This window comes from Rhizobium sp. ERR 1071 (assembly GCF_007828675.1).
Lineage (GTDB): Bacteria > Pseudomonadota > Alphaproteobacteria > Rhizobiales > Rhizobiaceae > Rhizobium > Rhizobium dioscoreae.
Genome location: NZ_VITM01000001.1, coordinates 655,438 through 680,200 on the forward strand (window position 1 = coordinate 655,438; position 24,763 = coordinate 680,200).

General features: G+C 59.8%; 22 protein-coding genes. 9 read left to right on the top strand and 13 right to left on the bottom strand.

Annotated features, from left to right (window positions below; all coding sequences use genetic code 11):
• Positions 1-109: 109 nt before the first annotated feature.
• Together FBZ99_RS03330 and FBZ99_RS03335 are read right to left on the bottom strand one after the other, a co-directional pair.
• Positions 110-2,572: a penicillin-binding protein 1A gene (locus tag FBZ99_RS03330; RefSeq protein ID WP_113328935.1), complete on the bottom strand. Its 2,463-nt coding sequence runs from the start codon at positions 2,570-2,572 to the stop codon at positions 110-112.
• A 257-nt stretch (positions 2,573-2,829) separates the two neighbouring features.
• Positions 2,830-4,080, bottom strand: coding sequence for an N-acetylmuramoyl-L-alanine amidase (locus tag FBZ99_RS03335; RefSeq protein ID WP_442966438.1), 1,251 nt, complete (start codon positions 4,078-4,080; stop codon positions 2,830-2,832).
• Positions 4,081-4,720: 640 nt separating this feature from the next.
• Here FBZ99_RS03335 and FBZ99_RS03340 point away from each other — a divergent pair.
• Entirely contained in the window at positions 4,721-7,630 is a 2,910-nt protein-coding gene (locus FBZ99_RS03340; RefSeq protein WP_145631332.1) for an Rne/Rng family ribonuclease, read from the top strand.
• 170 nt (positions 7,631-7,800) lie between these two features.
• Here FBZ99_RS03340 and FBZ99_RS03345 read toward each other — a convergent pair whose 3' ends face one another.
• Positions 7,801-8,958 carry a pyridoxal phosphate-dependent aminotransferase gene (locus FBZ99_RS03345; protein WP_113351591.1) on the bottom strand — a complete coding sequence of 386 codons (1,158 nt, stop codon included), beginning with the start codon at positions 8,956-8,958 and terminating at the stop codon, positions 7,801-7,803.
• Positions 8,959-9,170: 212 nt separating this feature from the next.
• On the opposite strand from FBZ99_RS03345, the gene FBZ99_RS03350 reads away from it, so the two are divergent.
• From FBZ99_RS03350 to FBZ99_RS03380, 7 genes are all read left to right on the top strand, one after another.
• Positions 9,171-9,938, top strand: coding sequence for a DsbA family protein (locus tag FBZ99_RS03350; RefSeq protein ID WP_113351543.1), 768 nt, complete (start codon positions 9,171-9,173; stop codon positions 9,936-9,938).
• Positions 9,939-10,146: 208 nt separating this feature from the next.
• Entirely contained in the window at positions 10,147-10,584 is a 438-nt protein-coding gene (aroQ, locus tag FBZ99_RS03355; protein ID WP_113328938.1) for a type II 3-dehydroquinate dehydratase, read from the top strand.
• A 24-nt stretch (positions 10,585-10,608) separates the two neighbouring features.
• Positions 10,609-11,082 (top strand): acetyl-CoA carboxylase biotin carboxyl carrier protein, encoded by a 474-nt coding sequence (gene accB, locus FBZ99_RS03360; protein ID WP_069614925.1) that lies wholly within the window; start codon positions 10,609-10,611, stop codon positions 11,080-11,082.
• A 10-nt stretch (positions 11,083-11,092) separates the two neighbouring features.
• Positions 11,093-12,445, top strand: a complete 1,353-nt coding sequence (gene accC / locus FBZ99_RS03365) for an acetyl-CoA carboxylase biotin carboxylase subunit (RefSeq protein ID WP_173002541.1) — start codon at positions 11,093-11,095, stop codon at positions 12,443-12,445.
• A gap of 3 nt (positions 12,446-12,448) precedes the next feature.
• Positions 12,449-13,093, top strand: coding sequence for a leucyl/phenylalanyl-tRNA--protein transferase (gene aat, locus FBZ99_RS03370; protein WP_113351544.1), 645 nt, complete (start codon positions 12,449-12,451; stop codon positions 13,091-13,093).
• A gap of 49 nt (positions 13,094-13,142) precedes the next feature.
• Positions 13,143-14,102, top strand: a complete 960-nt coding sequence (locus tag FBZ99_RS03375; RefSeq protein WP_113351545.1) for a DUF2167 domain-containing protein — start codon at positions 13,143-13,145, stop codon at positions 14,100-14,102.
• 337 nt (positions 14,103-14,439) lie between these two features.
• Positions 14,440-15,075, top strand: a complete 636-nt coding sequence (locus FBZ99_RS03380; protein ID WP_145631334.1) for a DUF1062 domain-containing protein — start codon at positions 14,440-14,442, stop codon at positions 15,073-15,075.
• 66 nt (positions 15,076-15,141) lie between these two features.
• On the opposite strand, the gene FBZ99_RS03385 is transcribed toward FBZ99_RS03380, so the two are convergent.
• The 6 genes from FBZ99_RS03385 to FBZ99_RS03410 all read right to left on the bottom strand — a co-directional run bounded on the left by FBZ99_RS03385 (position 15,142) and on the right by FBZ99_RS03410 (position 19,288).
• Positions 15,142-15,582 (bottom strand): DUF2155 domain-containing protein, encoded by a 441-nt coding sequence (locus tag FBZ99_RS03385; protein WP_069614929.1) that lies wholly within the window; start codon positions 15,580-15,582, stop codon positions 15,142-15,144.
• Positions 15,583-15,685: 103 nt separating this feature from the next.
• On the bottom strand, positions 15,686-16,084 hold the full coding sequence (locus tag FBZ99_RS03390; protein ID WP_113328942.1) for an NADH:ubiquinone oxidoreductase subunit NDUFA12: 399 nt from the start codon (positions 16,082-16,084) through the stop codon (positions 15,686-15,688).
• 106 nt (positions 16,085-16,190) lie between these two features.
• Positions 16,191-16,658, bottom strand: a complete 468-nt coding sequence (locus FBZ99_RS03395) for a GNAT family N-acetyltransferase (protein ID WP_113351547.1) — start codon at positions 16,656-16,658, stop codon at positions 16,191-16,193.
• Between the two features lie 20 nt (positions 16,659-16,678).
• On the bottom strand, positions 16,679-17,182 hold the full coding sequence (locus tag FBZ99_RS03400) for a GNAT family N-acetyltransferase (protein WP_113351548.1): 504 nt from the start codon (positions 17,180-17,182) through the stop codon (positions 16,679-16,681).
• Positions 17,183-17,185: 3 nt separating this feature from the next.
• Positions 17,186-18,691, bottom strand: coding sequence for an Asp-tRNA(Asn)/Glu-tRNA(Gln) amidotransferase subunit GatB (gene gatB, locus FBZ99_RS03405; protein WP_145631337.1), 1,506 nt, complete (start codon positions 18,689-18,691; stop codon positions 17,186-17,188).
• Between the two features lie 87 nt (positions 18,692-18,778).
• A complete protein-coding gene (locus FBZ99_RS03410; protein ID WP_113351550.1) occupies positions 18,779-19,288 on the bottom strand; it encodes a GNAT family N-acetyltransferase in 510 nt (169 codons plus the stop codon).
• A gap of 301 nt (positions 19,289-19,589) precedes the next feature.
• Here FBZ99_RS03410 and FBZ99_RS03415 point away from each other — a divergent pair, with 301 nt between their 5' ends.
• The gene (locus tag FBZ99_RS03415) at positions 19,590-19,847 is read left to right on the top strand and encodes a YjhX family toxin (RefSeq protein WP_069614935.1); all 258 of its coding nucleotides are present in this window, start codon (positions 19,590-19,592) and stop codon (positions 19,845-19,847) included.
• A gap of 73 nt (positions 19,848-19,920) precedes the next feature.
• Here the strand turns inward: FBZ99_RS03415 and FBZ99_RS03420 are convergent, their stop codons facing one another.
• The 4 genes from FBZ99_RS03420 to FBZ99_RS03435 form a co-directional block, all read right to left on the bottom strand.
• Positions 19,921-21,918 (bottom strand): DUF4139 domain-containing protein, encoded by a 1,998-nt coding sequence (locus FBZ99_RS03420; protein WP_145631340.1) that lies wholly within the window; start codon positions 21,916-21,918, stop codon positions 19,921-19,923.
• Positions 21,919-22,134: 216 nt separating this feature from the next.
• Positions 22,135-23,616, bottom strand: a complete 1,482-nt coding sequence (gene gatA, locus FBZ99_RS03425) for an Asp-tRNA(Asn)/Glu-tRNA(Gln) amidotransferase subunit GatA (RefSeq protein ID WP_145631343.1) — start codon at positions 23,614-23,616, stop codon at positions 22,135-22,137.
• A gap of 59 nt (positions 23,617-23,675) precedes the next feature.
• Positions 23,676-23,963, bottom strand: coding sequence for an Asp-tRNA(Asn)/Glu-tRNA(Gln) amidotransferase subunit GatC (gene gatC / locus FBZ99_RS03430; RefSeq protein ID WP_015339557.1), 288 nt, complete (start codon positions 23,961-23,963; stop codon positions 23,676-23,678).
• Between the two features lie 87 nt (positions 23,964-24,050).
• Positions 24,051-24,761, bottom strand: a complete 711-nt coding sequence (locus FBZ99_RS03435) for a metal-dependent hydrolase (protein WP_145631346.1) — start codon at positions 24,759-24,761, stop codon at positions 24,051-24,053.
• Between the last annotated feature and the right edge of the window lie 2 nt (positions 24,762-24,763).

The following is a 24,763-nucleotide window of genomic DNA, read 5'->3' on the forward strand; positions in this document are numbered from 1 at the left end:
TCACCGCTCAAGACAAGCGGTCATCCAATTCAAAGAGTGCTGGTGACATAGATATACATGCCGCTGGTGTAAAGCCCCGCGGCATGTCGATCAGACAAATAGGATCGGATCAGAAGAGACCGCCGGATCCGGAGGTGACCGCCTGGTTCGCCTGCGGCGAGGTCCTGAGGATTTCCTCGGGCGCCACCTGAGCCGCCGCATCGCCGCCGCCAATGACCTGCAGGCTGGTGGCTGGGCCGGTGCCGGGCTTGAAGGCTTCCATGATGGCATTCGGCTCGCCGGGCTGCGCGGCCATGCCGGTCGCGCGGTTGACCGCAACCATCGTCATGCCGGCCGGAACCTGGAACTTCTCCGGCGCCTCATCCTTCGTGGCGGCCTGCATGAATTCGTTGAAGATCGGAGCGGCAAGCGCCCCACCCGTGCCGCCGCGGCCGAGCGTGGCCGGCGTGTCGTAGCCGATATAAAGGCCGGCGACGAGGCTCGGCGTGTAGCCGACGAACCAGGCATCCTTCTCATCGTTGGTGGTGCCGGTCTTGCCGGCGACGTCAGTGTTGAGCTTGATCTTGCCGGCGGCCGTACCACGGATGATGACGCCTTGCATCATCGACGTGACCTGATAGGCCGTCATCGGATCCAGCACCTGTTCGCGATTGTCGGCGATAACGGGCTCGTCCTGATTCTGCCAGGCGCTGACGTTGCAATTGTCGCAGACGCGTTCCTCATGCCTGAAGATGGTCTTGCCGTAGCGGTCCTGAATACGGTCGATGAGCGTCGGCTTGATCTGCTTGCCGCCGTTGGCGATGACCGAATAGGCCGAAACCATGCGCAGCACCGTCGTCTCGCCGGCACCGAGCGACATGGCCAGTACCGGGTTCATATGATCGTAGATGCCGAAGCGCTCCGCATATTCGGCAACCAGCGGCATGCCCATGTCGGAAGCAAGACGCACCGTCATCAGGTTGCGCGAATGTTCGATCGCGAAACGAAGCGTATGGACGCCACCGCCCTCGCCTTCGTAATTCGTCGGCTTCCAGACATCGCCATTGCTGAGCGTGATCTGCAGCGGATCGTCCAGAATGACGGAGGCCGGCGTATAGCCGTTATCCATGGCGGCCGCGTAGACGAAGGGCTTGAAGGACGAACCCGGCTGGCGCTTAGCCTGCGTGGCGCGATTGAATTCCGATTGCGCATAGGAGAAGCCGCCGACCATGGCGAGCACGCGGCCGGTATGCGGGTCCATGGCAACAAGACCGCCCTGCACCTTCGGCGGCTGACGCAGGCGATAGCTGCTCGAATCGGCATTGCCGCTCTTCTGCACGTAAATCACGTCGCCGGGGCTCAAAACGCCGCTTGGCGATTTGACCGATTTGCCGCCGGCCGAGCGATAGGCCCAGCGCATGTCGGCGGGAGCGATCGTACCGCGCGTCCGCTCCGTCGATACCTTGCCTGCGGCATCGACGCGCGGCTGCAGTCCGATATCGACACCCTGATCCGATACGGAAAGAACGACGGCGACCTGCCATTCCGGCACATCGCTCAGGCTTGGAACCTTGGCGAGCTCGGCACCCCAATCCTGCGAAGTGGCAATCTGCTTGATCGGACCGCGATAGCCGCGGCGCTCGTCATAATCGACCAGACCATCCTGCAGCGCCTTGCGGGCTTCGAGCTGCATCTGCGGGTCGAGGGACGTGCGAACGGAAAGGCCACCTTCGTATAGGGTCTTTTCGCCATATTGGTCGATCAGCTGGCGGCGAACTTCCTCGGCAAAATAGTCGGATGCAAACAGCGAAGGGCCGCTCTTTGGTGGCACGACGCCGAGCGGCTGCTTCTTCGCTTCTTCGCCGTCGCTCTGGCTGACATAGCCATTCTCGACCATGCGGTCGATCACCCAGTTGCGGCGGGTGAGCGCTGCTTCGGCACGGCGGAACGGATTGTAGTTTGACGGGCCTTTCGGAAGCGAGGCCAGATAGGCCGATTCAGCGATGGTCAGCTCGTTGACCGATTTGTCGAAATAGGTGAGCGCAGCACCAGCGATACCGTAGGAATTGAGGCCGAAATAGATCTCGTTCAGGTAGAGCTCGAGGATCTTGTCCTTGCTGTAGGCCTGCTCGATGCGGAAGGAGAGAATCGCTTCCTTGATCTTACGGTCAAACGTCTGGTCGGCGGACAGCAGGAAGTTCTTGGCAACCTGCTGCGTGATGGTGGACGCACCGACGAAGCGGCGGCCGGACCCAATATTCTGCAGGTTCACGGCCACGGCGCGGATAAGGCCGCCGACATCGACGCCGGGATGGTTGTAGAAATTCTTGTCTTCGGCCGAAAGGAAGGCCGCCTTGACGCGATCGGGAATGGCCTGGATCGGCACGAAAAGCCGGTTCTCGCGCGAATATTCCTTCATCAGCGCGCCGTTGCCGGCGTGAATGCGGGTCGTTACCGGCGGCGCGTATTTGGCAAGCACCTCATAATCGGGCAGTTCCTTCGAGACCACGCTCAGATAGATGGCCGCCGCAGCCGCAGCACCCAGAAACAGGAGGCAGCCCAGGCCAAAGAAATATCCAATCAGTCTGATCATCTGATACTACCGGTGCTTGTTCTTCATGCTGCACGTGCGCGAGATCATCGCATAATCACGGGCGTTTTGCACGCTCGCGGCGGGAATGCAAGACGGCAATGGGACAAAGCCGTGCTTCATACGCGAGCAAACGATACTTCGCTGTAACGGCGGGAATGTGAGCAAAATAGGGCCCGACGCCAGCATTCCAATTTCATCCAGTTCTAAAGTACATCGCTGTTACATGGAAGCCACGGCGGATCGCCCCTTCGGAGCCGTCAGCCGCCATTTGCGATAATCGATACGCGATACTGCTTCACCGCTTCCGTCAGTCGGTCGGCGACCTTTTGCCGCCAGTCGGCATCGAGCAACAGCTTTTCGTCCTCCTTGTTGGAGAGAAAGCCGAGTTCAAGCAGGATCGAGGGCACGTCCGGCGCCGTGAGGACCTGGAAACCCGCATGGCGATGCGGATTGTTGATCATGGCGATCTGACCGTTGAACGAGGACAATACGTCCTGCGCCAGCGAAATGGAGAAGGCTTGGGTCTCGCGGCGCGTCAGATCCATCAGAATGTCGTTGACGGCGGCCGGCTGCGTCTGAGCCTCGGCGCCGGCGATCTGATCGGAATTGTTTTCACGATCGGCCACTTCGCTGGCGAGCCGGTCCGACGCCTTGTCCGAGATGGTATAGACGGTCGCACCGCGAATATCCTTCTGCTTCAGCGTATCGGCATGCAGCGAGATGAAGAGCGAGGCGCGATTCTGGCGGGCGATCGTCACGCGTTCGGACAGGGATAGATACTGATCCTTGTCGCGCGTCAGGAAGGCCTTGATCCCAGGCTGCGCATTCAGCTTGTCAGCAAACATTTTCGCAAATGCGAGCGTGATATCCTTTTCCTGCGTGACGCCGTCCGTACCGGTTGCGCCCGCGTCGATACCACCATGACCGGCATCGACTGCAACGAGGAACACATTCGGATCGGCCTTCTGCGCCGGCTCGACCGGGCCGACATCCTTGGCGGTATCGTCGCTCGTCCAGTTCTGCTTCTTCACCAGTTCGGCGAATTGTTCCGCCGGCAGCATCTCGGCATCCAGCACGAGGCGCTGCCCCTTGCCGCTTTCATCGGCCTGAACCCTGGCCGTGACCAGCTTTACCGGTTTCTTTGCCGTCAGCACGATGCGGGCGCTGTCCGCATCCATCGTGCCGTAGCGAATATCCTTGAAGAGGCCGGTCGGCTTGAGATTGGCGGTCGGAAAGCCGAATGCGGTCGCCGGAAGATCGACGACGATGCGAACGGGATTGTCAAGATAATGAACCGTGAAGGTGGGAGCGCGGTCCATGTCGATGACGATACGTGTGCGGGCATCATCACCGGCAATGCGGGCACCATAGGCGAGCACGGAATCATCCGCCGCCGCGGCGGGCGCAAATGTCGAAACCGAACCCAGAATCACCAGAGCGAAGGCCGCTGCCGCAAATCGCAAAGCCCTCACGCCACTCTCCGCCACATGCCGCAATCCCTTTACCAAGTGACCAACGCGCCCCATATTGGTTTCGCCGTTGTTTTTGAAGTCCCAATAACGGGAACCAGGTTTGACCTGATGGCCGCATCGATGATGCGCCGGGAGACGAATCGACCAGACACCCTCCCGCGTCCTCATCATCCGACGAATCCATCAATATTATGGCATACTTGGCTTTTCCCTTGCTATTGTGACAGATAAAACATACAACGCATATTAGGGTAGAAGTGTTGACGGGATAGAGTCGTCGCAAAGGCAGCCGCCTCGAGTACCAGGCGCCAATAAGCGGCATTCATCCGCCGTCTGCAGTACTTCTGCTCAAAACAGTGGATATCTGAATTTCCGGCTTCAAACGGGAAATTCATCGGTGGAGAGCCACCAAACGCTCTTTAGAGAGCACATTCATCGGACCCATTTGGGTCTAAGGCATAGTCGATCTCGCTTGGTTACGGATGTTACCGCAGCAGCTTTTTCAGAAAGTCAACAGACCCCAGGGAACTGACGCCCCGGCTGCCGTCTGGATGCTGTCATCGCCGAACCAATCGCGACTTTCATTATCCGGTGCAACAATTGCGGATCATATCCGGCCTGTCCCAGCGACAGGCAGGCCCCCGTCCGGTTGTCTGCGCCGAGGAGCACAGCTTTCATGGCAGACAAAATGCTTATCGATGCGTCTCACGAGGAAGAGACGCGCGTCGTTGTCGTTCGCGGGAACCGCATAGAAGAGTTTGACTTCGAGTCACAGCACAAGAAGCAAATTCGCGGCAACATCTATCTTGCAAAAGTAACGCGGGTAGAACCTTCGCTTCAGGCCGCCTTCGTTGACTACGGCGGCAACCGACACGGCTTTCTGGCCTTTGCCGAAATCCATCCCGATTACTACCAGATCCCGCTCGCCGATCGTCAGGCGCTGCTGAAGGCCGAGGCCGAGGAGCATCGCCGCGACGATGATGTCGAGCATGTCGAGACAGCGCTCGATCTTTCGCAGCAGGAACAGCCCGATATCGGCATCGTGGCGAAGGAAGGCGAAGAAGCCGAGGTGCCGGCTGCGATCGGCGAAGAGGCCCCTGCCGCAGCGGCAGCCGCGGCCGCCGAAGAAGCAGCTCCGGCCAAGAAGGCAAAGCCGCGCCGCAGCCGCAAGAAGGCAGTAGCGGACGCGCCCGCCGAAGAGACGCCAACTCCCGAAGCTACGGCTGCCGTCGATGCGCCGAGCGAGGAAGAGGAAGGACCGTCCGGCGAAATGGCTGCAATGGTCGAAACCGATTCGATCTCAGAAGACGTCACGACCTCCAAGCGCCGCCACGATGACGACGATGATGATGACGATCATGACCACGAAGAGGAAGTGATCGAATCCGTCGGCGCCGAAGACGCGATGGAAGAGGTTCCCGATCGCGCCCAGCGCAAGCCGCGCAAGCAATACCGCATCCAGGAAGTCATCAAGCGCCGCCAGATCCTGCTGGTGCAGGTGGCCAAGGAAGAGCGCGGCAACAAGGGTGCGGCGCTGACCACCTATCTCTCGCTCGCAGGCCGTTATTCGGTTCTTATGCCGAACACGGCACGCGGCGGCGGTATCTCCCGCAAGATCACCAATCCGCAGGACCGCAAGCGCCTGAAGGAAATCGCCAAGATGCTCGAAGTGCCGCAGGGCATGGGCGTCATCCTGCGTACCGCCGGTGCCAACCGCACCAAGGTCGAGGTCAAGCGCGATTTCGAATATCTGATGCGCCTTTGGGAAAACGTCCGCACGCTGACGCTGGCTTCGACCGCGCCATGCCTCGTCTACGAAGAAGGCAGCCTGATCAAGCGCTCGATCCGCGACCTCTACAACAAGGATATCGGCGAGATCATCGTTGCCGGCGAAGAAGGCTATCGTGAAGCAAAGGACTTCATGAAGATGCTGATGCCGAGCCACGCCAAGGTGGTTCAGCCCTATCGCGACATCCATCCGATCTTCTCACGCTCCGGCATCGAGGCGCAGCTAGACCGCATGCTGCAGCCGCAGGTGACGCTGCGTTCCGGTGGCTACCTAATCATGAACCAGACGGAGGCGCTGGTCTCGATCGACGTCAACTCCGGCCGTTCGACCAGGGAACATTCGATCGAGGACACCGCGCTCCAGACGAACCTGGAAGCCGCCGAGGAAATCGCGCGCCAACTACGCCTGCGCGACCTTGCTGGCCTGATCGTCATCGACTTCATCGACATGGAAGAGAAGCGCAACAACCGCGCGGTCGAGAAGAAGCTGAAGGAATGCCTGAAGAACGACCGTGCCCGCATTCAGGTCGGCCGCATCTCGCATTTCGGTCTTCTGGAAATGTCGCGCCAGCGCATCCGCGCCTCGGTTCTGGAAAGCACGACGCAGATCTGCTCGCATTGCGGCGGCACCGGTCACGTGCGCTCGCAGTCTTCCGTTGCCCTGCATGTCCTGCGCGGCATCGAGGAATATCTGCTCAAGAACACGACGCACGACATCACCGTGCGCACGACGCCGGACATTGCGCTCTATCTGCTCAACCACAAGCGGCAGACGATCATCGACTATGAAAGCCGCTTCGGCGTCGCGATCGTCATCGATGCCGACAATGCCGTCGGCACACAGCATTTCGCGATCGACCGCGGTGAGCCGGTCGCCAATCCGGTGAAGATCGAAAGCCTGTTCAACTTCGCAGCCATCCCGGACGACGATGACGACGATATCGTCATCGAAACGGACGAGGAGGAAGACGAAGAGCTGGAAGAAAAGGCTGCGAGCACCGAGCAGCAGCCATCGGCTCGCTCCGAAGGCAATGACGGCAACCGCAAGCGCAAGCGTCGCCGCCGGCGCCGCGGCCGTGGCAACGATACCCAAGCCGCTCCGGCTTCCGAGGCAGGCTCAGCGGCCAGTGTCGCTGAGGATGCGGACGGCGAAGAAGGTGACGACGACGAAGCTGATGTTGGTGCGGAAAACACCGCATCCACCGGCAGTGACGATGACACACAGCAGAAGCGCAAGCGCCGTCGTCGCGGCAAGCGTGGTGGCCGACGCAATCGTGAAAACGAAGGCAACGAACAGACTGCAGCAGGCGAGGAAGCCGGTTCCGGCGAAGTTGATGAGAACGATGCAGAAGACGGCGACGACGCAACCGTAACGGTGGCCGAGATCGCGGTTGCCGAAGGCGAAGCCGCCGTCGAGGCGCAGCCCGCCATGGCAGCGGTTGAAACGGCAGCCGTCGTTACCGAAGACGTCAAGCCCGCCAAGGGCCGCGGTCGCCGCAAGGCGAAGGCAGTCGAGGCATCGCCGGTCGAAACGCCCGCTGTCGAGGAAGCGCCCACAGCGGATGTCGAAATCGAGGCAGTTGCCGAGATCGCCGAAGTTTTGGACAATTCGGCAGACACGGCGACACCCGAAGCGTCTGAGGATGCAGCCAAACCGGCCCGCGCCAACCGCGAATCCAACGTTTCCTCCTCTGCTCCGGTGGTGAAATCCACCCGCGCTAACGAAGGTAGCGAGAGCGACGGAGAGCCGACCAAGCCGAAGAAAGCTGGCTGGTGGCAACGCCGCGGCTTCTTCTAAGAAGATCAATTCGTGATGAACTTAAAATCCGGCTGTGGCAACGCGGCCGGATTTTTCGTTTCCGTTGCGCGATTTATTCGTCATTCACGCTGCATAAGAAGCCAAAGCGCAGCGGTTCCACGCTTGCGAAAATGCTTCCGCAAGCTCGCGCAAACCATTGATTGTAGATTCTATTTCAGCCAAGCGGCCATACGTTCGATGGCTTCCTCGATCTCGGCATTCGAGCCGGCATAGGAGAAACGCATCGCGCGATGTCCTTCCACAGGATCGAAATCGAGGCCGGGCGTGGCGGCGACGTTGATTTCGGCCAGCATCTTTTGCGCAAAGACCATGCTGTCGTTCGTGAAGCCGCTGACATCGACATAGGCGTAGAAAGCGCCATCCATCGGCGAGGCAATACGGAAGCCGATTTCCGGCAGCCGACGCGTGAGGAAATCGCGGTTGCGGCCGTAGCTCTCGCGATAGACATCCAGTTCCGCGCCTGCGTCGAGTGCCGCTTCGGCGGCAATCTGCGACAGTTCCGGCGCGGAAATGTAAAGGCTCTGGGCCACGCGCTCGACGGGACGAACGAGCCGTTCCGGTAAGACCATCCAGCCAATACGCCAGCCGGTCATGCAGTAATATTTCGAGAAGGAATTGATGACAATCGCCTCGTCCGTCAGCTCCAGCGCACTCGTCTCCTCACCGACGAAAGTCAGCCCGTGGTAGATCTCGTCGGAGATGAAGGCGATGGAACGATCCGCGCAATAATCAGCCAGCGCCTTCAAGGCCGCCCTGCCCGTCACCGTGCCTGTGGGATTGGCGGGGCTTGCTAGCAGCACGCCCTTCAGGCGCTTGCCGCTTGCCGCCTGCACTGCCTCGAGGCTCTCGGGCGTTAACGTAAACTCCGTCTCCTCTGTGACCGGCACCTCGACGACATCGAGACCGAGTGCGGCGAGGATATTGCGATAGGCCGGATAGCCCGGCCGTGCGATGGCAACGCTATCGCCGGCATCGAACAGAGTCAGAAAGGCAAGATTAAAGCCCGCCGACGATCCGGTCGTGATCGCAATGCGCTTCGGATCGATGCTGAGGTCGTGGCGTACCTGGTAATGGGCGGAAAGCGCCTGCCGCAGGGCCAGAGTACCGAGCGCGTCCGTATAACCGATCCGGCCATGGCCAAGAGCTACGCGCGCCGCCTCCAACGCCGCTTGGGGCGCGGGATGCGAGGGCTGTCCAACCGCCATGGAAATGACGGAATGCCCTGCCTGGCGACGCCGTGTCGCTTCCGCCAGCACATCCATGGCATGAAAGGGTTCAACATCGCTGCGCTTGGATAGGGAAAACAAGGTCAATTCTCTCTCGGATCGGATTGGCAAGCGACATTTGCCGCAATATCGGCGCGTTCACAATCCTGCGATTGCGGCTTTGTCGTGAAAATTCCTGTTTCTGGAAGTAAGGACGCACCGTAAATTGTCGATGCTTATTTGCGGATGTTAACCCGACGATGTTATTGCGCATCCGAGAATGACGTCTCCGCCCAGATCCAAACGAGGACCCCATGATCTTTTCTCTCAAAAGCCTGCTGACGGTTTCGGCGATTGCCCTGACAGCGTCCTTCGCCACGATCCAGCCGGCCGCCGCGCTGGACGACCAGCAGAAGAAGGAAATCGGGGATTTCATCAAGGAATATCTCGTCGAGCACCCGGAGGTACTGCTGGATGCACAGGCCGCGCTTGAAAAGAAACAGGATGAAGCCCGCATTGCGCAGTCGGCCCAGGTGATCACCCAGAACAAGGATGCGATCTTCAACTCCAAGGATGACGTGGCCATCGGCAATCCGAAGGGCGATATCACCGTCGTCGAGTTCTTCGACTATAATTGCACCTATTGCCGCCATGCGCTTGGCGATATGGACAAGCTTCTGCAGCAGGACAAAAATGTTCGTTTCGTGCTGAAGGAATTCCCGATCCTCGGTCAGGATTCAGTTGCCGCTTCCCGGGTCTCCAGCGCGTTCCGCCTGCTCGCGCCGGAAAAATATGCCGAGTTCCATCACAAGCTGCTGGGCAGCGACGGCCGCGCCTCCGAAGACACCGCCATCGATGTCGCCACCTCGCTCGGTGTCAGCGAAGCGGCCATCCGCGCCGAAATGGCAAAAGCGCCGAACACTGACATGATCAAGGCGACCTATCAGCTTGCCTCCGATCTCAACGTGACGGGCACGCCGGCCTATGTCATCGGCAACGAGATGGTTTCGGGCGCAATCGGCCTCGATGCTATCAAGGAAAAGATTGCCAACGTTCGCAGCTGCGGCAAGACGAGCTGCTGAACGGCGCAAAAGCCCACTCTCAAAAGCGGGTAAGCAAGTGGCCTATTCGCTTTTTTACGAGCTTCGGAACGGCGCCGCGACACAGCATGGCGCAAAAATGCCAAAATCGCGGCGTTTCCACACCTAGAGGCACGCAACCTTCGTGCCAGGGCTTTCCTACAGAGCCTTGGGAGTCTATAGGTTGCGCTGCACTTTGACGGAACCTCTAATGGCGCAAACTATTTTCGTCCTGAACGGACCCAATTTGAATGCTCTCGGCAAGCGCGAGCCGGGCATCTATGGCGGCAAGACGCTCAAGGATATCGAAGCCGACTGCAAGGTCGCAGGTGAAAGCCTGGGCTTCATCGTCGATTTCCGCCAGAGCAATCACGAAGGCGTGCTGGTCGACTGGATGCACGAAGCCGGCGACAAGGCCGCCGGTGTCGCGATCAATCCCGGTGCCTACGGTCATACGTCCATCGCGCTGCATGACGCGATCCGCGCCATTTCCATTCCCGTCGTGGAGGTACATATCTCCAATATCCACGCACGCGAAGAATTCCGGCACAAATCGATGATCGCGCCCGCAGCAAAGGGCATGATCTGCGGTTTCGGACCTCATAGCTACATCCTGGCGCTTCAAGCGCTGAAATCCATCACCCAATAACAAAAATACAGGGCAAGAAATCCAATGGCTGAAAAGAAATCGGGTATCGACCAGGCGCTGATTCGCGATCTCGCCAATATTCTCAACGACACGGATCTCACCGAGATCGAAGTCGAGCAGGAAGATTTGCGCATCCGCGTGTCGCGCGCCGGCACGACGCAGTATGTTCAGGCGCCGATTGCCGCCCCGGCCGCTTACGCCGCTCCTGCTGCCGCGGCAGCAGCGCCGGCCGCCGCCGCTCCCGCCGGCAAGACCCGCAACCCCGACAATGTCGTCAGCGCGCCGATGGTCGGCACAGCCTATCTGGCGCCGGCTCCGGGCTCGGCTGCCTTCATCCAGGTCGGCGCATCCGTCAAGGAAGGTCAGACGCTGCTGATCATCGAAGCAATGAAGACGATGAACCAGATCCCCGCTCCGAAATCCGGCACGGTGACTGAAATTCTCGTTCAGGACGGCCGTCCGGTCGAGTACGGCGAAGCCCTGGTCGTCATCGAGTAAGGTCGGCCCGATGCCCATGATTTCGAAGATTCTCATAGCCAATCGCGGAGAGATCGCTCTGCGCGTGCTGCGCGCCTGCAAGGAGCTCGGCATTGCGAGCGTTGCGGTGCACTCCACGGCCGATGCCGATGCCATGCATGTACGGCTTGCGGATGAGAGCGTTTGCATCGGCCCACCGCCGTCGCGCGAAAGCTATCTCAATATCCATCAGATCGTCGCCGCCTGCGAGATCACCGGCGCGGACGCCGTGCATCCCGGCTATGGGTTCCTGTCGGAAAATGCCAAGTTCGCCGATATTCTCGAGGCGCACGGCATTACCTTCATCGGTCCGACGGCGGAACATATCCGCATCATGGGCGACAAGATCACCGCCAAGACCACGGCGCAGCAGCTCGGCATTCCGGTCGTTCCCGGTTCCGATGGCGAAGTGAAGACCGAGGCGGATGCGCTGAAGACAGCGCGCGAGATCGGCTATCCGGTGCTCATCAAGGCAACTGCCGGCGGCGGCGGCCGCGGCATGAAGGTCGCCCGCACGGAAGAAGACCTGATCGAGGCCTGGTCGACGGCACGCACGGAAGCGGCAGCCGCCTTCGGCAACGAATCCGTCTATATGGAAAAGTACCTCGGCAAGCCGCGCCACATCGAAATCCAGGTTTTCGGTGACGGCGAAGGCAATGCGATCCATCTCGGCGAACGTGACTGCTCGCTGCAGCGCCGCCACCAGAAGGTCTGGGAAGAGGCCAACTCCCCAGCCCTCAACGTCGAGCAGCGCATGAAGATCGGCCAGATCTGCGCCGACGCGATGAAGAAGCTGAAGTATCGCGGCGCCGGCACCATCGAATTCCTCTATGAGAACGGCGAGTTCTACTTCATCGAAATGAACACCCGTCTGCAAGTGGAGCATCCGGTCACGGAAGCCATCACCGGCATCGACCTCGTGCACGAGCAGATTCGCGTCGCTTCCGGCGGCGGTCTTTCGGTCACGCAGGACGAGGTGCATTTCCAAGGCCATGCCATCGAATGCCGTATCAATGCCGAAGATGCCCGCACCTTCGTCCCCTCGCCCGGCACGATCACGCATTTCCATGCGCCCGGCGGCCTTGGCGTTCGGATCGATTCCGGTGCCTATCAGGGCTACAGGATCCCTCCCTACTACGACAGTCTGATCGGCAAACTCATCGTGCACGGGCGCACCCGCGTCGAATGCATGATGCGCCTGCGCCGTGCGCTTGACGAATTCGTTGTGGACGGCATCAAGACCACCCTGCCGCTCTTCCAGGATCTGGTTTCCAATCAGGATATCGCCAACGGCGATTACGATATCCATTGGCTGGAAAACTACCTGGCAAAAACATCGGCCTAGCCTGTGCCCGGAGCGCGCGGCAAACGTCCCGGCATTACCCCGGAGATTTTGCTGCGCGCCTATTCCATCGGGCTTTTTCCGATGGCTGAATCGGCAGACGATCCGGAGATCTTCTGGGTCGAGCCGGAATTGCGAGGCATCATCCCTCTGGATACGTTTCACGTCTCCAAGAGCCTCGCCAAGAAGATCCGTCAACATCCCTTCGATATTCGCTTCGACACGGATTTCGAAGCGGTCATCGCCGCCTGCGCTGAAGAGACGAGCGATCGCCCCAGCACCTGGATCAACGACACGATCCGCACGCTTTATGCCACCCTGCATCATATCGGCCACGCCCATTCCGTGGAGGCCTGGGACGGCGACCGGCTGGTTGGCGGGCTCTATGGCGTTTCGCTAGGGTCGGCGTTCTTTGGCGAAAGCATGTTTTCCCGTCGCACGGACGCCTCCAAGATCTGTCTCGTCTATCTGGTGGAGCGCCTGCGCGAACGCGGCTTCACCCTGCTCGACACGCAATTCACCACCGAGCACCTGAAGACATTCGGCGCCATCGACGTGCCTAAGGATGCCTATGCCAAGATGCTGGAGAAAGCGATGGAATCGCCCAATCTCAGCTTCTCCGATGGTGGAAATCTGCCCGAAATGAATTGATTACGAAACGGACTGCCCTAAGTTCGGCACAACAGCCGAGGGTAGAATCGTGAAGAATCATATTGCAATTGCATTTCTCGCCGCGCTGACCATCGCGACGCAGACCAACGCCAAATCATTCCACGACATGTTCGGAGTCGAGCCGCCGGTAGGCGACGAAGGCGCCGTGCTTAAAACGCTGGATTTCCAGCAGGGCGCGATCAAGATCCCCACCGCCAATGCCACACTGACTGTCTCTGACCAGTTCTACTATCTCAATCCGCAGGATTCGAAGAAGGTGCTGGTTGAGCTCTGGGGCAATCCGGAAAGTTCGGTGGGTAATCCGCTCGGCATGATCTTCCCGGCCAAATATCCGCCAACCGACCCACATTCCTGGGGTTCCGTCATCGACTATGACGGCAGCGGCTATGTCTCCGATGAGGATGCAGCATCGACCGATTACGACGATCTTTTGAAGAAGATCCAGGACGCGATCAAGGAAGCGAATCCCGAACGTGAACAGCAGGGCTTCGACCCGATCACACTGGTCGGCTGGGCAGAACCGCCACATTACGATAAGGCGACCCATGCCCTCCACTGGGCGCGCGATCTGATTTTCGGCAAGGATCCCAATGCCGGTCACACGCTGAACTATTCCGTGCGCGTGCTGGGACGCGAAGGCGTCACCGAGCTCGATTTCGTCGCCGGACTGGATCAGCTGCAGGAAATCAACGCCGCTATCCCCAACGTCATCAACACCGTGCAATATGATAGCGGCAAGCGCTATGCCGATTTCACCAATGGCGACAAGATCGCCGCCTATAGTATGGCGGGCATGATCGCTGCCGGTGCGGGCGTAAAGGTTGCGGCAAAGCTTGGCCTGCTTGCAGTCGTTCTTGGCTTCTTCAAAAGTTTTGGCGTCGCCCTTCTGGCATTGAAGAAGGGCCTCATCGTAGTGCTGGCGGGTGTCGTGGCGGCCGGCCGCAAGATCCTGAGTCTGTTCCGCCGCAAAGGAAATAGTGACGCCTGAAGCAATCCACGCCTGAAGTTTTTTACCACTTCAAATCTTGATTGTGGCCTGCTATCCCTGCAAGCGAAGAGCGTTGGTGCATAGAGGTTCCACTTTGCCGTCGTAAATACCGGTCTCATCCAAATCACCCAGTGCATCGGGACGGTTCCATGCCGTCCGACGCATATTCATGTCCATCGGGTGATGGCCTGAGACCGGTTTGGCATTGTCAAAACGCGCCTAATACAGCCACCGCTGTCTCAGCTCTTCAGCCGTCCCGCAATATCGCCATACCGCGCCCTGACGGGCTTGTCTCACCGCCAGCTTGGTGGACTTCCAGACGGAAGACCAAGACGGTATGTGCAATATTCTTCAGGTCCGTTGGACCCTTACGCCTAAAACATCGCCTCAACCATGGATCGCCTGCAGCGGCTGCGGATCTCTAAAACCCTTCAGATCGAGCGGCAAGATCAGGCTCAACGCCAATGGCAAGCGGCTCGATGCCTGGCTTGTCTATAAGTGCATCGATTGCGACAAGACATGGAACCGAACGCTCTTCGAGCGCCGGACCGTTCACGACCTCGCCCCTTCCACGCTCGATGCACTGCAGCGCAGCGATCCGGACTGGGTACGCGCGCAGGAATTCGATCTCGACGGGTTGAGGCGGAAAGCCAAACGTATTGAGGAGCCGCCCGATATCTCCATCCTGAAAGAGGCTATAGGTGTGGCAAGCGGCTGGACTTTGCTTGATATCGGGATATCAGCCCAATTCCCGACAAACCTGCGCCTTGATCGGCTGCTTGCATCGGAGTTGGCAATCTCCCGCTCGCGGCTTCAGGGCCTTCGTGATCGAGGCAAATTGAAAGCCTGTCCGGACCGCAACGACTTGCTGCGGCACAAGATCAAAGACGGCGTGCGGATCGTACTCGACTTGTCGGAGGTGGCCGATCGTCTGGCGATAGGTGAAGCGGCGGCAAATACCGAGCGAGAATGAAACTATGCCCGCAGGAGAAAGGCTTCTGCGGGCTACATAATCCTGCTGTGAATGTCTCGAAACCGATTACTTCGCGCCGGCAGTATCCGGCGCCGGAACGTCCGATTTCTGCTTGCACTCTTTCAGCCAGACGTCATAGATCGGATGCTCGACGGCGTTGAGGCCGGGGCTGTCGGCGAACATCCAGCCGGTGAAGATGCGGCGGATACGGCGATCGAGAGTGATCTCGTCCACCTCGACGAAACCGTCCACCTTCTGTTGCTCTGTATCGTCTCGCGAATAGCAGGCGCGCGGCGTCACCTGCAATGCACCGAACTGCACGGTTTCGTTGACATAAACATCGAAAGTGGTGATGCGGCCGGTGATCTTGTCGAGGCCCGAGAAGACCGCAACTGGATTCGATATGCGGGCAGCCTCGGCAGTAGGGGCTGCCATGATGCCGGCGAAGAGGGTGATTCCCGCTGCAGCCACCGCACGCAAAGAAGCGCTCCGCGTGAAAAACATCATATCCGCCAGTCTCCGCTTGGTCTCGGTCAAGGCGCCGAGCTCGCGCCGGCATATGTCGCGCCTAAAGCCCAATTGTGGCCAAAGGACGAGCCGGCTGTCGCGCTCAGTTGCCCGGGGTCCAGGCGTCGTAGTCGCCGGTCACGCGCGGACGCTCGCCGGCAACGGCGAGAGAGCCCGGCGGGCGGTAAGCCTGCGGCGAGCCTGTGGGATTGGCGCGATGCTCCTTCTGCCAGTCCTTGGCGACATAGTTTTCCTTGGTCGGCGGAACGTCGGTGCGATGATGCATCCAGCCGTGCCAGCCCGGAGGAATGGCGGAGGCTTCGGCATAGCCCTTGTAGATCACCCAGCGCTTTGGAAGGCCGTAAGAGGACGTGCCGCCTTCGTAATAGACATTGCCGAACTCATCCTCGCCGACACGCTTGCCAAACCGCCAAGTCGCGAAGCGCGTCCCCATGGTCTGACTGTTCCACCAGGTGAAGGTCTGTACGATGAAATTCCACATGTCTTTTCCTCGATACCCGCTAAGCGGCGAGCGATACCAGAATTCGATAGTTTGCTTATGCCGCCCCTGATCCTGCTTGTCCAGTGATTCCAGCAGGCAAACGGCTTCATTTCAATGTCATCTTGAAGCCCAGATGTGTCGGCTTGAAACCGAGTCTTGCATAGAAGCGATGTGCATCCTTGCGAATCGCATTCGAGGTCAGCTGTACCATCCGCATGCCGCGGCGTTTCGCCTCCTCGATGCAGAAGTTGACCATCGCCGCCCCGATCCCCTGCCCGCGCATGTCGCCACGCGTCTGGACGGACTCGATGATCATCACGGACGATCCCCGACCGTGCAGCGAGGTGACGACAATTGTCTGAAAGGTGCCGACGACCTCGCCGGCAAACTCAGCGGCGTAAAGCGTCTGGTTCGACGATGCGGCAATCACGCGAAAAGCATTGGCATAGTCGTCATAGGCCGAAGGCTCGGCGGTATCGCCATGACCGCCCATGGTGTCGGCGGCGAAGAGCGCGATCAGCGCATGAAGGTCGGACTCTTTCGCTTCGCGGATTAGCAGGCGGCCGGCTTCCATGAATGATCTCGCCTATTCTTTCAGTGGCCCGCCAGCGGCTTCTCGAATATCAGCGCCGGAATGCCCGACTGCCCATTGCCGCAGTTTTCCGTGCGGCCAACCTCGACAAAGCCGTGGGCCTGGTAAAAGGCGATCGCAGGCGCGTTCTGCGGATCGACCTCAAGGCGCATGATCTCCGCATCCGGGAAGCAGGTCTCCAGCTCAGCGAAAATATCGCGGCCGATACCCTCGCGCTGATGCTCCGGACTGACATAGAGCATGTGAAGCATGACGGTTTTCGTCATCTCTTTGGACATGGCGGCATAGCCCATGCCGCCGATCGTCTTGCCGTCGTCGGCCACCAGGAATTCGGAATTCTTATTCGCCAACCGCGCCTTCAGCGAGGCAAGCGAATGCCAGGAGGCGTGCAGCTCGCCGACCTTTTCCGGCCCGTAGATCCGGTCATAGGTCGCATGCCAGGTTTCGCCGAGCAGAGCGCGGACCTTTTCCAGGTCCTGCTCGCTGGCGGTGCGGACGAAGAACACCGCTTATTCCTCTTCGATGCCGAGCTTGGCCTTGACCAGCGCCTGCACCGCCTGCGGGTTGGCCTTGCCGCCAGTCGACTTCATCACCTGGCCGACGAACCAGCCTGCAAGCGTCGGCTTGGCCTTGACCTTGGCGACCTGATCCGGATTGGCGGCGATGATCTCGTCGACGGCCTTTTCGATCGCGCCGGTGTCGGTGACCTGCTTCATGCCGCGCGCCTCGACAATCTCCGCGGGATCGCCGCCCTCATTGAGCACGATTTCGAACAGATCCTTGGCGATCTTGCCGGAGATGGTTTCGGCCTTGATGAGGTCGATGATCGCGCCGAGCTGGGCGGGCGAAACCGGAGTCTCTTCAATGTCTTTGCCGGTTCTGTTCAGAGCGCCCAGCAAGTCGTTGATGACCCAGTTGGCAGCCATCTTGCCATCGCGACCAGCGGCAACCGCTTCGAAATAATCGGCGATCGCCTTTTCCGACACGAGCACGGACGCGTCATAGATTGAGAGGCCAAGCTCGCGGACGAAACGCTCCTTCTTATCGTCGGGCAGCTCCGGCAGGCGCTCGGCAAGCTCCGCAACGAAAGCATCGTCGAATTCGAGCGGCAGCAGATCCGGATCAGGGAAATAGCGGTAATCATGCGCATCTTCCTTCGTGCGCAGCGACCGCGTCTCGCCCTTATTCGGATCGAACAGGCGGGTTTCCTGATCGATCGTGCCGCCATCCTCCAGAATGCCGATCTGGCGGCGCGCTTCATATTCGATCGCCTGACCGATGAAGCGGATAGAGTTGACGTTCTTGATTTCGCAGCGCGTACCGAATTCACCGCCCGGACGACGGACCGAGACGTTGACGTCGGCGCGCATGGAGCCTTCGTCCATATTGCCGTCACAGGTGCCGAGATAGCGCACGATCGAGCGCAACTTCGTCATATAGGCCTTCGCCTCGTCGGCGGAGCGGATATCCGGCTTGGAGACGATTTCCATCAGCGCGACGCCGGAGCGGTTCAGATCGACATAGGACATGGTGGCGTGCTGGTCGTGCATCGACTTGCCGGCATCCTGTTCCAGATGCAGGCGCTCGATGCCGATCTCGATATCCTCGAACTGGCCCTGACGGTCCGGACCGAGCGAGATGACGATCTTGCCCTCGCCGACGATCGGATCCTTGAACTGCGAGATCTGATAGCCCTGCGGCAGGTCCGGATAGAAATAGTTCTTGCGGTCGAAGATCGAACGCTTGTTGATCTTGGCCTTCAGACCGAGACCGGTGCGCACGGCCTGCTTGACGCATTCCTCGTTGATGACGGGCAGCATGCCGGGCATGGCAGCATCGACGAGCGACACGTTGGAATTCTGAGGATTGCCGAACTCCGTCGAGGCGCCGGAGAAGAGCTTGGACTTGCTCAGTACCTGGGCGTGGACTTCCATCCCGATAACGACTTCCCAATCACCCGTGGTACCGGGAATGAGGCGTTTCGGATCTGGCGTACGGACGTCGACAATGGTCATGGGAAGCTCTTGTATAACGCTGTTTTCTGCTTTGGTGAGGTAGAGCAATTGGCGAGGCGGCGCAAGGCTTTCGGCATCGGCTGCGTGCTATATGCCCGGGGCATAGGCGCCGTCGCTTTCATCGACCAGCGATTTCGAAAGCCCGACTGTGGGAACATCGCTGTCGAGCTTGGGGGAATAGACGATCGACAGCCAGCGGATCTCATAGCCGCGCGCCCTGAAGAAGGCGATGGCATCGGTATTGCCCGCATGGCTCTGCAGCGAAACCTTCTCCAGCCCCTGCCCGCGCACATCCGCTTCGATCCGCGCCAGAAGCGCCGAGCCGAGACCGCGTCTGACGAAATCCGGATCGATCCAGAAATCGGAAATCGCTTCGTCCAGCGCCTCGCGCGCCGCCCATCCCACAGCCTCGCCGTTCAGCTCGATGACCGTGATCGTCAGCCAGAGATTGCGGGTGAAATTGGTAAAGGCTTCGCTTGCACTTTCCAGCAGCTCGCCCGTGCCACCGATCGCGCCCATCGCCCTTTGCCAGGAGCGCAAGCCAATGCTCGCCAATACCGCAGTTTCGCCTTCATGGGCATTGCGAATGTGGATCATCGGGCCCCCGCCATTTGGAGACAGTAAAGCACCCGCGAAAGGCTTTTGCCAGCGGAGAGACTCAATCATTTTAGCTAGTGGTAAAAGGTAAAGACGGGTTGAAGCTTGACTGTGGAGCGCAACCTGTTTTAGAGAGGCGCACCAATGGAGTTTTGATGTCCACCTTTTGTCAGTGCCGGTAAAGGCCTCGCTCGCAGGTTCTCTTGCGTGCCGGGCCTGAAAAACGAAGCCCCGACTTCCCTTGAGGGAAGCTTCGGATCGTTTTGTTGCGCCCTATGGCGCATTACGGATTCTGACTCCAATGGATATTTCACGCGCGGAACAGCGCATTCTCCACCTGCTCGCTCAGGGCGGGCGCATTGAACTCGAACGCACCGAAAAGAAGAAGATCGACACCGTCTACTGCTTCACGCGGGACGGCTGGGTCTATCCCGATTTCGGTATTGAGCTCTTTCGCAGGCTCAGGCGTCTGAAGGCCATCCGGTCTACGGACGGCCAACCCTACCGGATCACGGAAAAGGGGCTGAAGCTGGTAAGGGCACAGCTGGATAACAGATAGCGAAAGCATGAGAGCCGCCCGGTGGGTGGCTCTCATCTGCCGATGCGGCTCGGGCAAGACGCTCCGATAGCGATCAAAATGTCCTGATGATGTCAGTCACATGGTCGCCGCGGCGATCGCTTTCCTGCTGCACCGCATCGCGCCTTTCGTTCATTGCGGCGATTTGATCCTCGCTATCCGCTAAGGCCTTCAAATAGCGCTTCTTCAGATCGCTGTTGTCAGGCACGGCGCCGAGATTGCGCCTTATCCGCTCCTGCTCATTGACGGTTTTCTCGATTTCGCTATCGAGGCTCGCCAGTTCGTTCTGGATCGCGACCTGCCTTTTACGGGCGTCGGCGAGATTTGTAAGCTTATCCGTCAGTTCCTTGTCATGGGTCGAGGCCGACCAGCCGAGCAGCATGTCCGGATCGGTATCGACCAAGGCGTAGCTGTTGCTCTGAAGCTGCTCGTCGACTGCCGTCAGTACTTTTTCCGCCCCAGCTGGCACCACCGCCTTGAGCCGCTGGTGCGTTGCCGTCTTGCCGAAGCTTTCGGCCGAAGAAAATGACCAGCCGTCCCGGATCGGGTGCTCGATGACAACAGTCCGTTCGCCGTCCAGCGCGCCTGATACGGTGTATGTCGTCGTCTGGCGATATTTGACGGTAGCGTTCATCACGCCGTCGGAAACCTTCAGCGAGGCGACCTCCTCCGTCGGCGTTTGCTGCTCGCTGATCGTTACCTTGCGGTCGGTCGCGAAACTGGCGAGGCGCGTATCGTCCTTGGGTAATGCCGATAGTTGGGAATCGCCGATATAGCCGGTCTTGCCGTCGTAAAGCGTCAGGATTCCCTCCGGCATGCTGACGCCGGTGGTATTCTTCAGCATCACCGCGGCGATGGGATTGCGCAGGCTGCTGCCGGCCCGATACATATCCACCATGTCGGCCTCCACTTCTGCATCCATGATCGGCACCGACAAGGTATCGCCATTGGCCAGATCGTAGGTCCCCGGAAGCTCGAAAGTGGCCGAGATATCGCTCTCGGTCGCGCTGGCGGGATTGGACGCGGCAATCTGCATCGGCGCGACCGAACCTTCCAGCTCGTCAGCCGCGTATGCCTTTCTGCTGACGCCACCCATCATCGCCTTGGCAGGTGCGGGCGCGGCTCGTTCCTCGGCATTCGAAGCGAGACGCTGCCTGTTGGACAGATCGCCGCTATCGGGATCAGGGCCATTGTTGGACGCCGTGTTGACAGGCACTTCCTGCCGCTCTCTCCAATAGAGCTGGTGCAGACCCTGTTTCAGCGTCACCGGCTCGGCCGAGGTCAGCGTCAGCTTGATGCCCTTCCAGTCCTCGCCGCTGGCATTTTCCAGCACCGTCCATGCCTGCAGGCGCGCCTTGTTCTTTTCGTCGATCACGACCTTGTAAGCCGTTTTCCAGATCGGCGACGGGACGACATAGGTGAGGCCGATATCGCCGCTGTCCTTTACACCATTCACCTTGATATCGATGGTCCGGGTGCGGTCGTTCTTGCCGCGGGCGATGGCTGCGGCCGCCTTGGCGAGTTCTGCCCGCATGTCGGGATCGTCAAGCCGCAAGGACGCATCCTCGCCGAGCGCCAACGTCTCCACCGCGCCATCCCTATCGATGACGGTCAGCAGATAAACCGTCGTCTTCTCCTCCGCCTTCCTCTGCTCGATTCCCAGAATGCTTCCTTCGATCGTCTTGCCGCCGCTGGTGACCGCGACCTTGGCGCCCTGCATCGATGTCAGAAGCGACGGCACCGAGGAGAGCGCTTCCAGACTGAACGGCAGGCCCTTGAACGTCTCCTGCAATGGCTGCGGCCCCGCCAGCGTCATGCCTGCCACTGAACCTGCGGACCCGTTGACCACAAGGCTCTTCAGGATGTCATCGACCTGATCAAGGGGAACCTCGATCCGGATCACGCCGTCGCTGCTGATATCGGCCGATCGAGACACCTGCGCCAGGCCGCCCGAAGATAGGGTGATGGATCGAATGGCCCCATTATCGGCCGCCAGCAGGATCGCTGGGCATGACACGCTGAGGAGCAGGATCGCCGTGACTTGCTTGAGCATGAAGAGACCTTCCGATTCGGTTGCAGAGGACGAGACCAAGCGGCCCGCTGCAATTTATGATCGTATTTCGGTCCAAAATGTGATGGCGTTCGGGCGGAATATTGGCATGTGCAAAAGGGCCGCCCGGATTTTCCGGACGGCCCTTCCGATAAGTGGCTTCTGATGTCACGAAGCTTGACGAGATTGGTCATCAAGCCGTTCGTCTCCTTGTGGTGCTTACCACCACTTCGCCGGCGTGAACTTGCCGGCGGCCTGTTCGATGACGTGGGCGGTTTTGAAGAGGGTTTCCTCTTCGAACGGCTTACCGATGAGCTGCAGGCCGAGCGGCAGGCCCTTCGGGTCGAGGCCGGCAGGGACGGCGATACCGGGCAAGCCAGCCATGTTGACCGTCACTGTGAAGATGTCGTTCAGGTACATCTTTACCGGATCGGAAGCGAGGTCTTCGTCGGCAATACCGAAGGCCGAGGACGGGGTGGCGGGCGTCAGGATGGCGTCCACGCCGGCGTTGAAGGCCAGTTCGAAGTCGCGCTTGATCAGCGTGCGAACCTTCTGGGCGCGCAGGTAATAGGCGTCGTAGTAGCCGGCCGAGAGAACATAGGTGCCGATCATGATGCGGCGCTTCACTTCCTGGCCGAATCCGGCGGCGCGCGTCTTTTCGTACATGTCGACGATATCCTTGCCGTCGACGCGCAGGCCGTAGCGGACGCCGTCATAGCGGGCGAGGTTCGAGGAGGCTTCGGCGGGCGCCACGATGTAATAGGCCGGCAGCGCGTATTTCGTGTGCGGCAGTGAGATGTTGACGATCTCTGCGCCGGCATCCTTCAGCCAGGCGATGCCCTGCTGCCAGAGCGCTTCGATCTCGTCCGGCATGCCATCAACGCGATATTCGTTGGGGATGCCGATCTTCATGCCCTTCAGCGACTGGCCGAGCGAGGCTTCGTAATCCGGCACCGGCAGGTCGACCGAGGTGGTGTCCTTAGGGTCGACGCTTGCCATCGACTTCAGGAGGATAGCGGCATCGCGCACGTCGCGAGCGATCGGGCCGGCCTGGTCGAGCGACGACGCGAAGGCGACGATGCCCCAGCGCGAGCAGCGGCCATAGGTCGGCTTGATGCCGACGGTGCCGGTGAAGGCGGCAGGCTGGCGGATGGAGCCGCCGGTATCGGTAGCGGTCGCGCCGGCGCAGAGATGAGCAGCAACGGCAGCGGCCGAACCGCCGGACGAGCCGCCCGGAACGAGCTGTTGGTTCGACCCTTCGGCGCGCCAGGGGTTGATCACCGGGCCGTAATAGGACGTCTCGTTCGAGGAGCCCATGGCGAACTCATCCATGTTGAGCTTGCCCAGCATGACGGCGCCGTCGTTCCAGAGGTTCTGCGTGACGGTCGATTCATAGTGCGGCTCGAAACCGTCCAGGATGTGGCTGCAGGCCTGCGTGTGAATGCCTTCGGTGCCGAACAGGTCCTTGATGCCAAGCGGGATGCCTTCGAGCGCGCCGGCCTTGCCTTCCGCAAGGCGGACGTCCGACACCTTGGCCATTGCCAGCGCCTTTTGCGGCGTCACCTTCACATAGGCATTGAGCTGAGCATTGGCCGCCTCGATCGCCGAGATATAGGCTTCGGTCAGCTCGGTGGCGGTAATTTCCTTGGCGCGCAGCTTGTCGCGGGCTTCGGCAATGGTCAGGCTGGTCAGTTCGCTCATTTTGTTTCGCTTCAGATCTGGAATTGGGCAACGGGTCGGAAAAGGCTCGACAGGAGCGGTTATTCGACGACTTTAGGCACCAGGAAGAAATTCTGATCGGTATTCGGCGCATTGGCGACGATGTCGGCGGCCTTGTTGCCGTCGGTCACTTCGTCCGTGCGCTTCTTCATTGCCATGGGCGTGACGGAGGTCATGGCCTCGACGCCATCGACGTTGACTTCGGAGAGCTGTTCGACGAAGCCCAGAATGCCGTTCAGCTCGCCCATCATCCGCTGCGCTTCGTCTTCATTGACGGCGATGCGGGCAAGATGGGCGACGCGTTTGACAGTGGCGAGATCGACGGACATGGCATTCTCCGGATAGCAAGATTATCCACCGAAAGTGGATTTGCTTCACGCTATAAAGGCCATGCCCGCCATACGCAACGGGTATCATCAGGCAGAAATGCTCTCACCCGCCTTCGGTGCGGCAACCGCAGTCTTCGAGCCTTCCATGCCGGCGATGAACTTTTCCGGGGTCTGGTCGATGATCGGGAACGTGCCGTAATGGCAGGGAATGGCAGTCTTGAAGTTGAAGAAGCGCTGGCAGGCAAGTGCCGCCACCGCGCCGCCCATCGTAAAACGGTCGCCGATCGGCAGGATGCCGATATCGGGCTGATGCAGTTCATTGATCAGCGCCATATCCGAGAAGATATCCGTATCACCCATATGGAACAGCGTCGGCTCGTCATCGAAATGCAGCATCAGGCCGTTCGGATTGCCGAGCGCATGGGAAACGCCGTCTTCGGTGATCTGGGCGGAGGAGTGCAGCGCATTGGTAAAGGTGGCCGAGAAGCCGCCGAGGCCGACCGTGCCGCCGGTATTGCCCATTTCCAGCTTCTCGACGCCCTTGGTGCCGAGCCAGGAGGCGAGATCGGCATTGGCGAGAACGACGGCGCCAGTATCCTTGGCGATCTGAACCGTGTCACCGACATGATCTGCATGGCCATGCGTCAGCAGGATATGAGTCACCCCCTGCGCAACGTCCTTGATGTTGAGACCGGCGGCCGCAAAGGAGGAATTGTAAGACAGAAATGGATCGATCAGTATTTTTGCCGTCGCCGTTTCAATGCGAAAAGCGGAGTGGCCGAGCCAGGTGATCTTCATTG

What these genes read in the sequence shown, in the direction of transcription:
- FBZ99_RS03330 (WP_113328935.1), bottom strand. Translation starts at nt 2,572, where the DNA reads ATGATCAGACTGATTGGATATTTCTTTGGCCTGGGCTGCCTCCTGTTT.
- FBZ99_RS03340 (WP_145631332.1), top strand. Translation starts at nt 4,721, where the DNA reads ATGGCAGACAAAATGCTTATCGATGCGTCTCACGAGGAAGAGACGCGC.
- FBZ99_RS03350 (WP_113351543.1), top strand. Translation starts at nt 9,171, where the DNA reads ATGATCTTTTCTCTCAAAAGCCTGCTGACGGTTTCGGCGATTGCCCTG.
- aroQ (WP_113328938.1), top strand. Translation starts at nt 10,147, where the DNA reads ATGGCGCAAACTATTTTCGTCCTGAACGGACCCAATTTGAATGCTCTC.
- accB (WP_069614925.1), top strand. Translation starts at nt 10,609, where the DNA reads ATGGCTGAAAAGAAATCGGGTATCGACCAGGCGCTGATTCGCGATCTC.
- accC (WP_173002541.1), top strand. Translation starts at nt 11,093, where the DNA reads ATGCCCATGATTTCGAAGATTCTCATAGCCAATCGCGGAGAGATCGCT.
- FBZ99_RS03380 (WP_145631334.1), top strand. Translation starts at nt 14,440, where the DNA reads ATGTGCAATATTCTTCAGGTCCGTTGGACCCTTACGCCTAAAACATCG.
- FBZ99_RS03385 (WP_069614929.1), bottom strand. Translation starts at nt 15,582, where the DNA reads ATGATGTTTTTCACGCGGAGCGCTTCTTTGCGTGCGGTGGCTGCAGCG.
- FBZ99_RS03390 (WP_113328942.1), bottom strand. Translation starts at nt 16,084, where the DNA reads ATGTGGAATTTCATCGTACAGACCTTCACCTGGTGGAACAGTCAGACC.
- FBZ99_RS03395 (WP_113351547.1), bottom strand. Translation starts at nt 16,658, where the DNA reads ATGGAAGCCGGCCGCCTGCTAATCCGCGAAGCGAAAGAGTCCGACCTT.
- gatB (WP_145631337.1), bottom strand. Translation starts at nt 18,691, where the DNA reads ATGACCATTGTCGACGTCCGTACGCCAGATCCGAAACGCCTCATTCCC.
- FBZ99_RS03410 (WP_113351550.1), bottom strand. Translation starts at nt 19,288, where the DNA reads ATGATCCACATTCGCAATGCCCATGAAGGCGAAACTGCGGTATTGGCG.
- FBZ99_RS03415 (WP_069614935.1), top strand. Translation starts at nt 19,590, where the DNA reads ATGGATATTTCACGCGCGGAACAGCGCATTCTCCACCTGCTCGCTCAG.
- FBZ99_RS03420 (WP_145631340.1), bottom strand. Translation starts at nt 21,918, where the DNA reads ATGCTCAAGCAAGTCACGGCGATCCTGCTCCTCAGCGTGTCATGCCCA.
- gatA (WP_145631343.1), bottom strand. Translation starts at nt 23,616, where the DNA reads ATGAGCGAACTGACCAGCCTGACCATTGCCGAAGCCCGCGACAAGCTG.
- gatC (WP_015339557.1), bottom strand. Translation starts at nt 23,963, where the DNA reads ATGTCCGTCGATCTCGCCACTGTCAAACGCGTCGCCCATCTTGCCCGC.
- FBZ99_RS03435 (WP_145631346.1), bottom strand. Translation starts at nt 24,761, where the DNA reads ATGAAGATCACCTGGCTCGGCCACTCCGCTTTTCGCATTGAAACGGCG.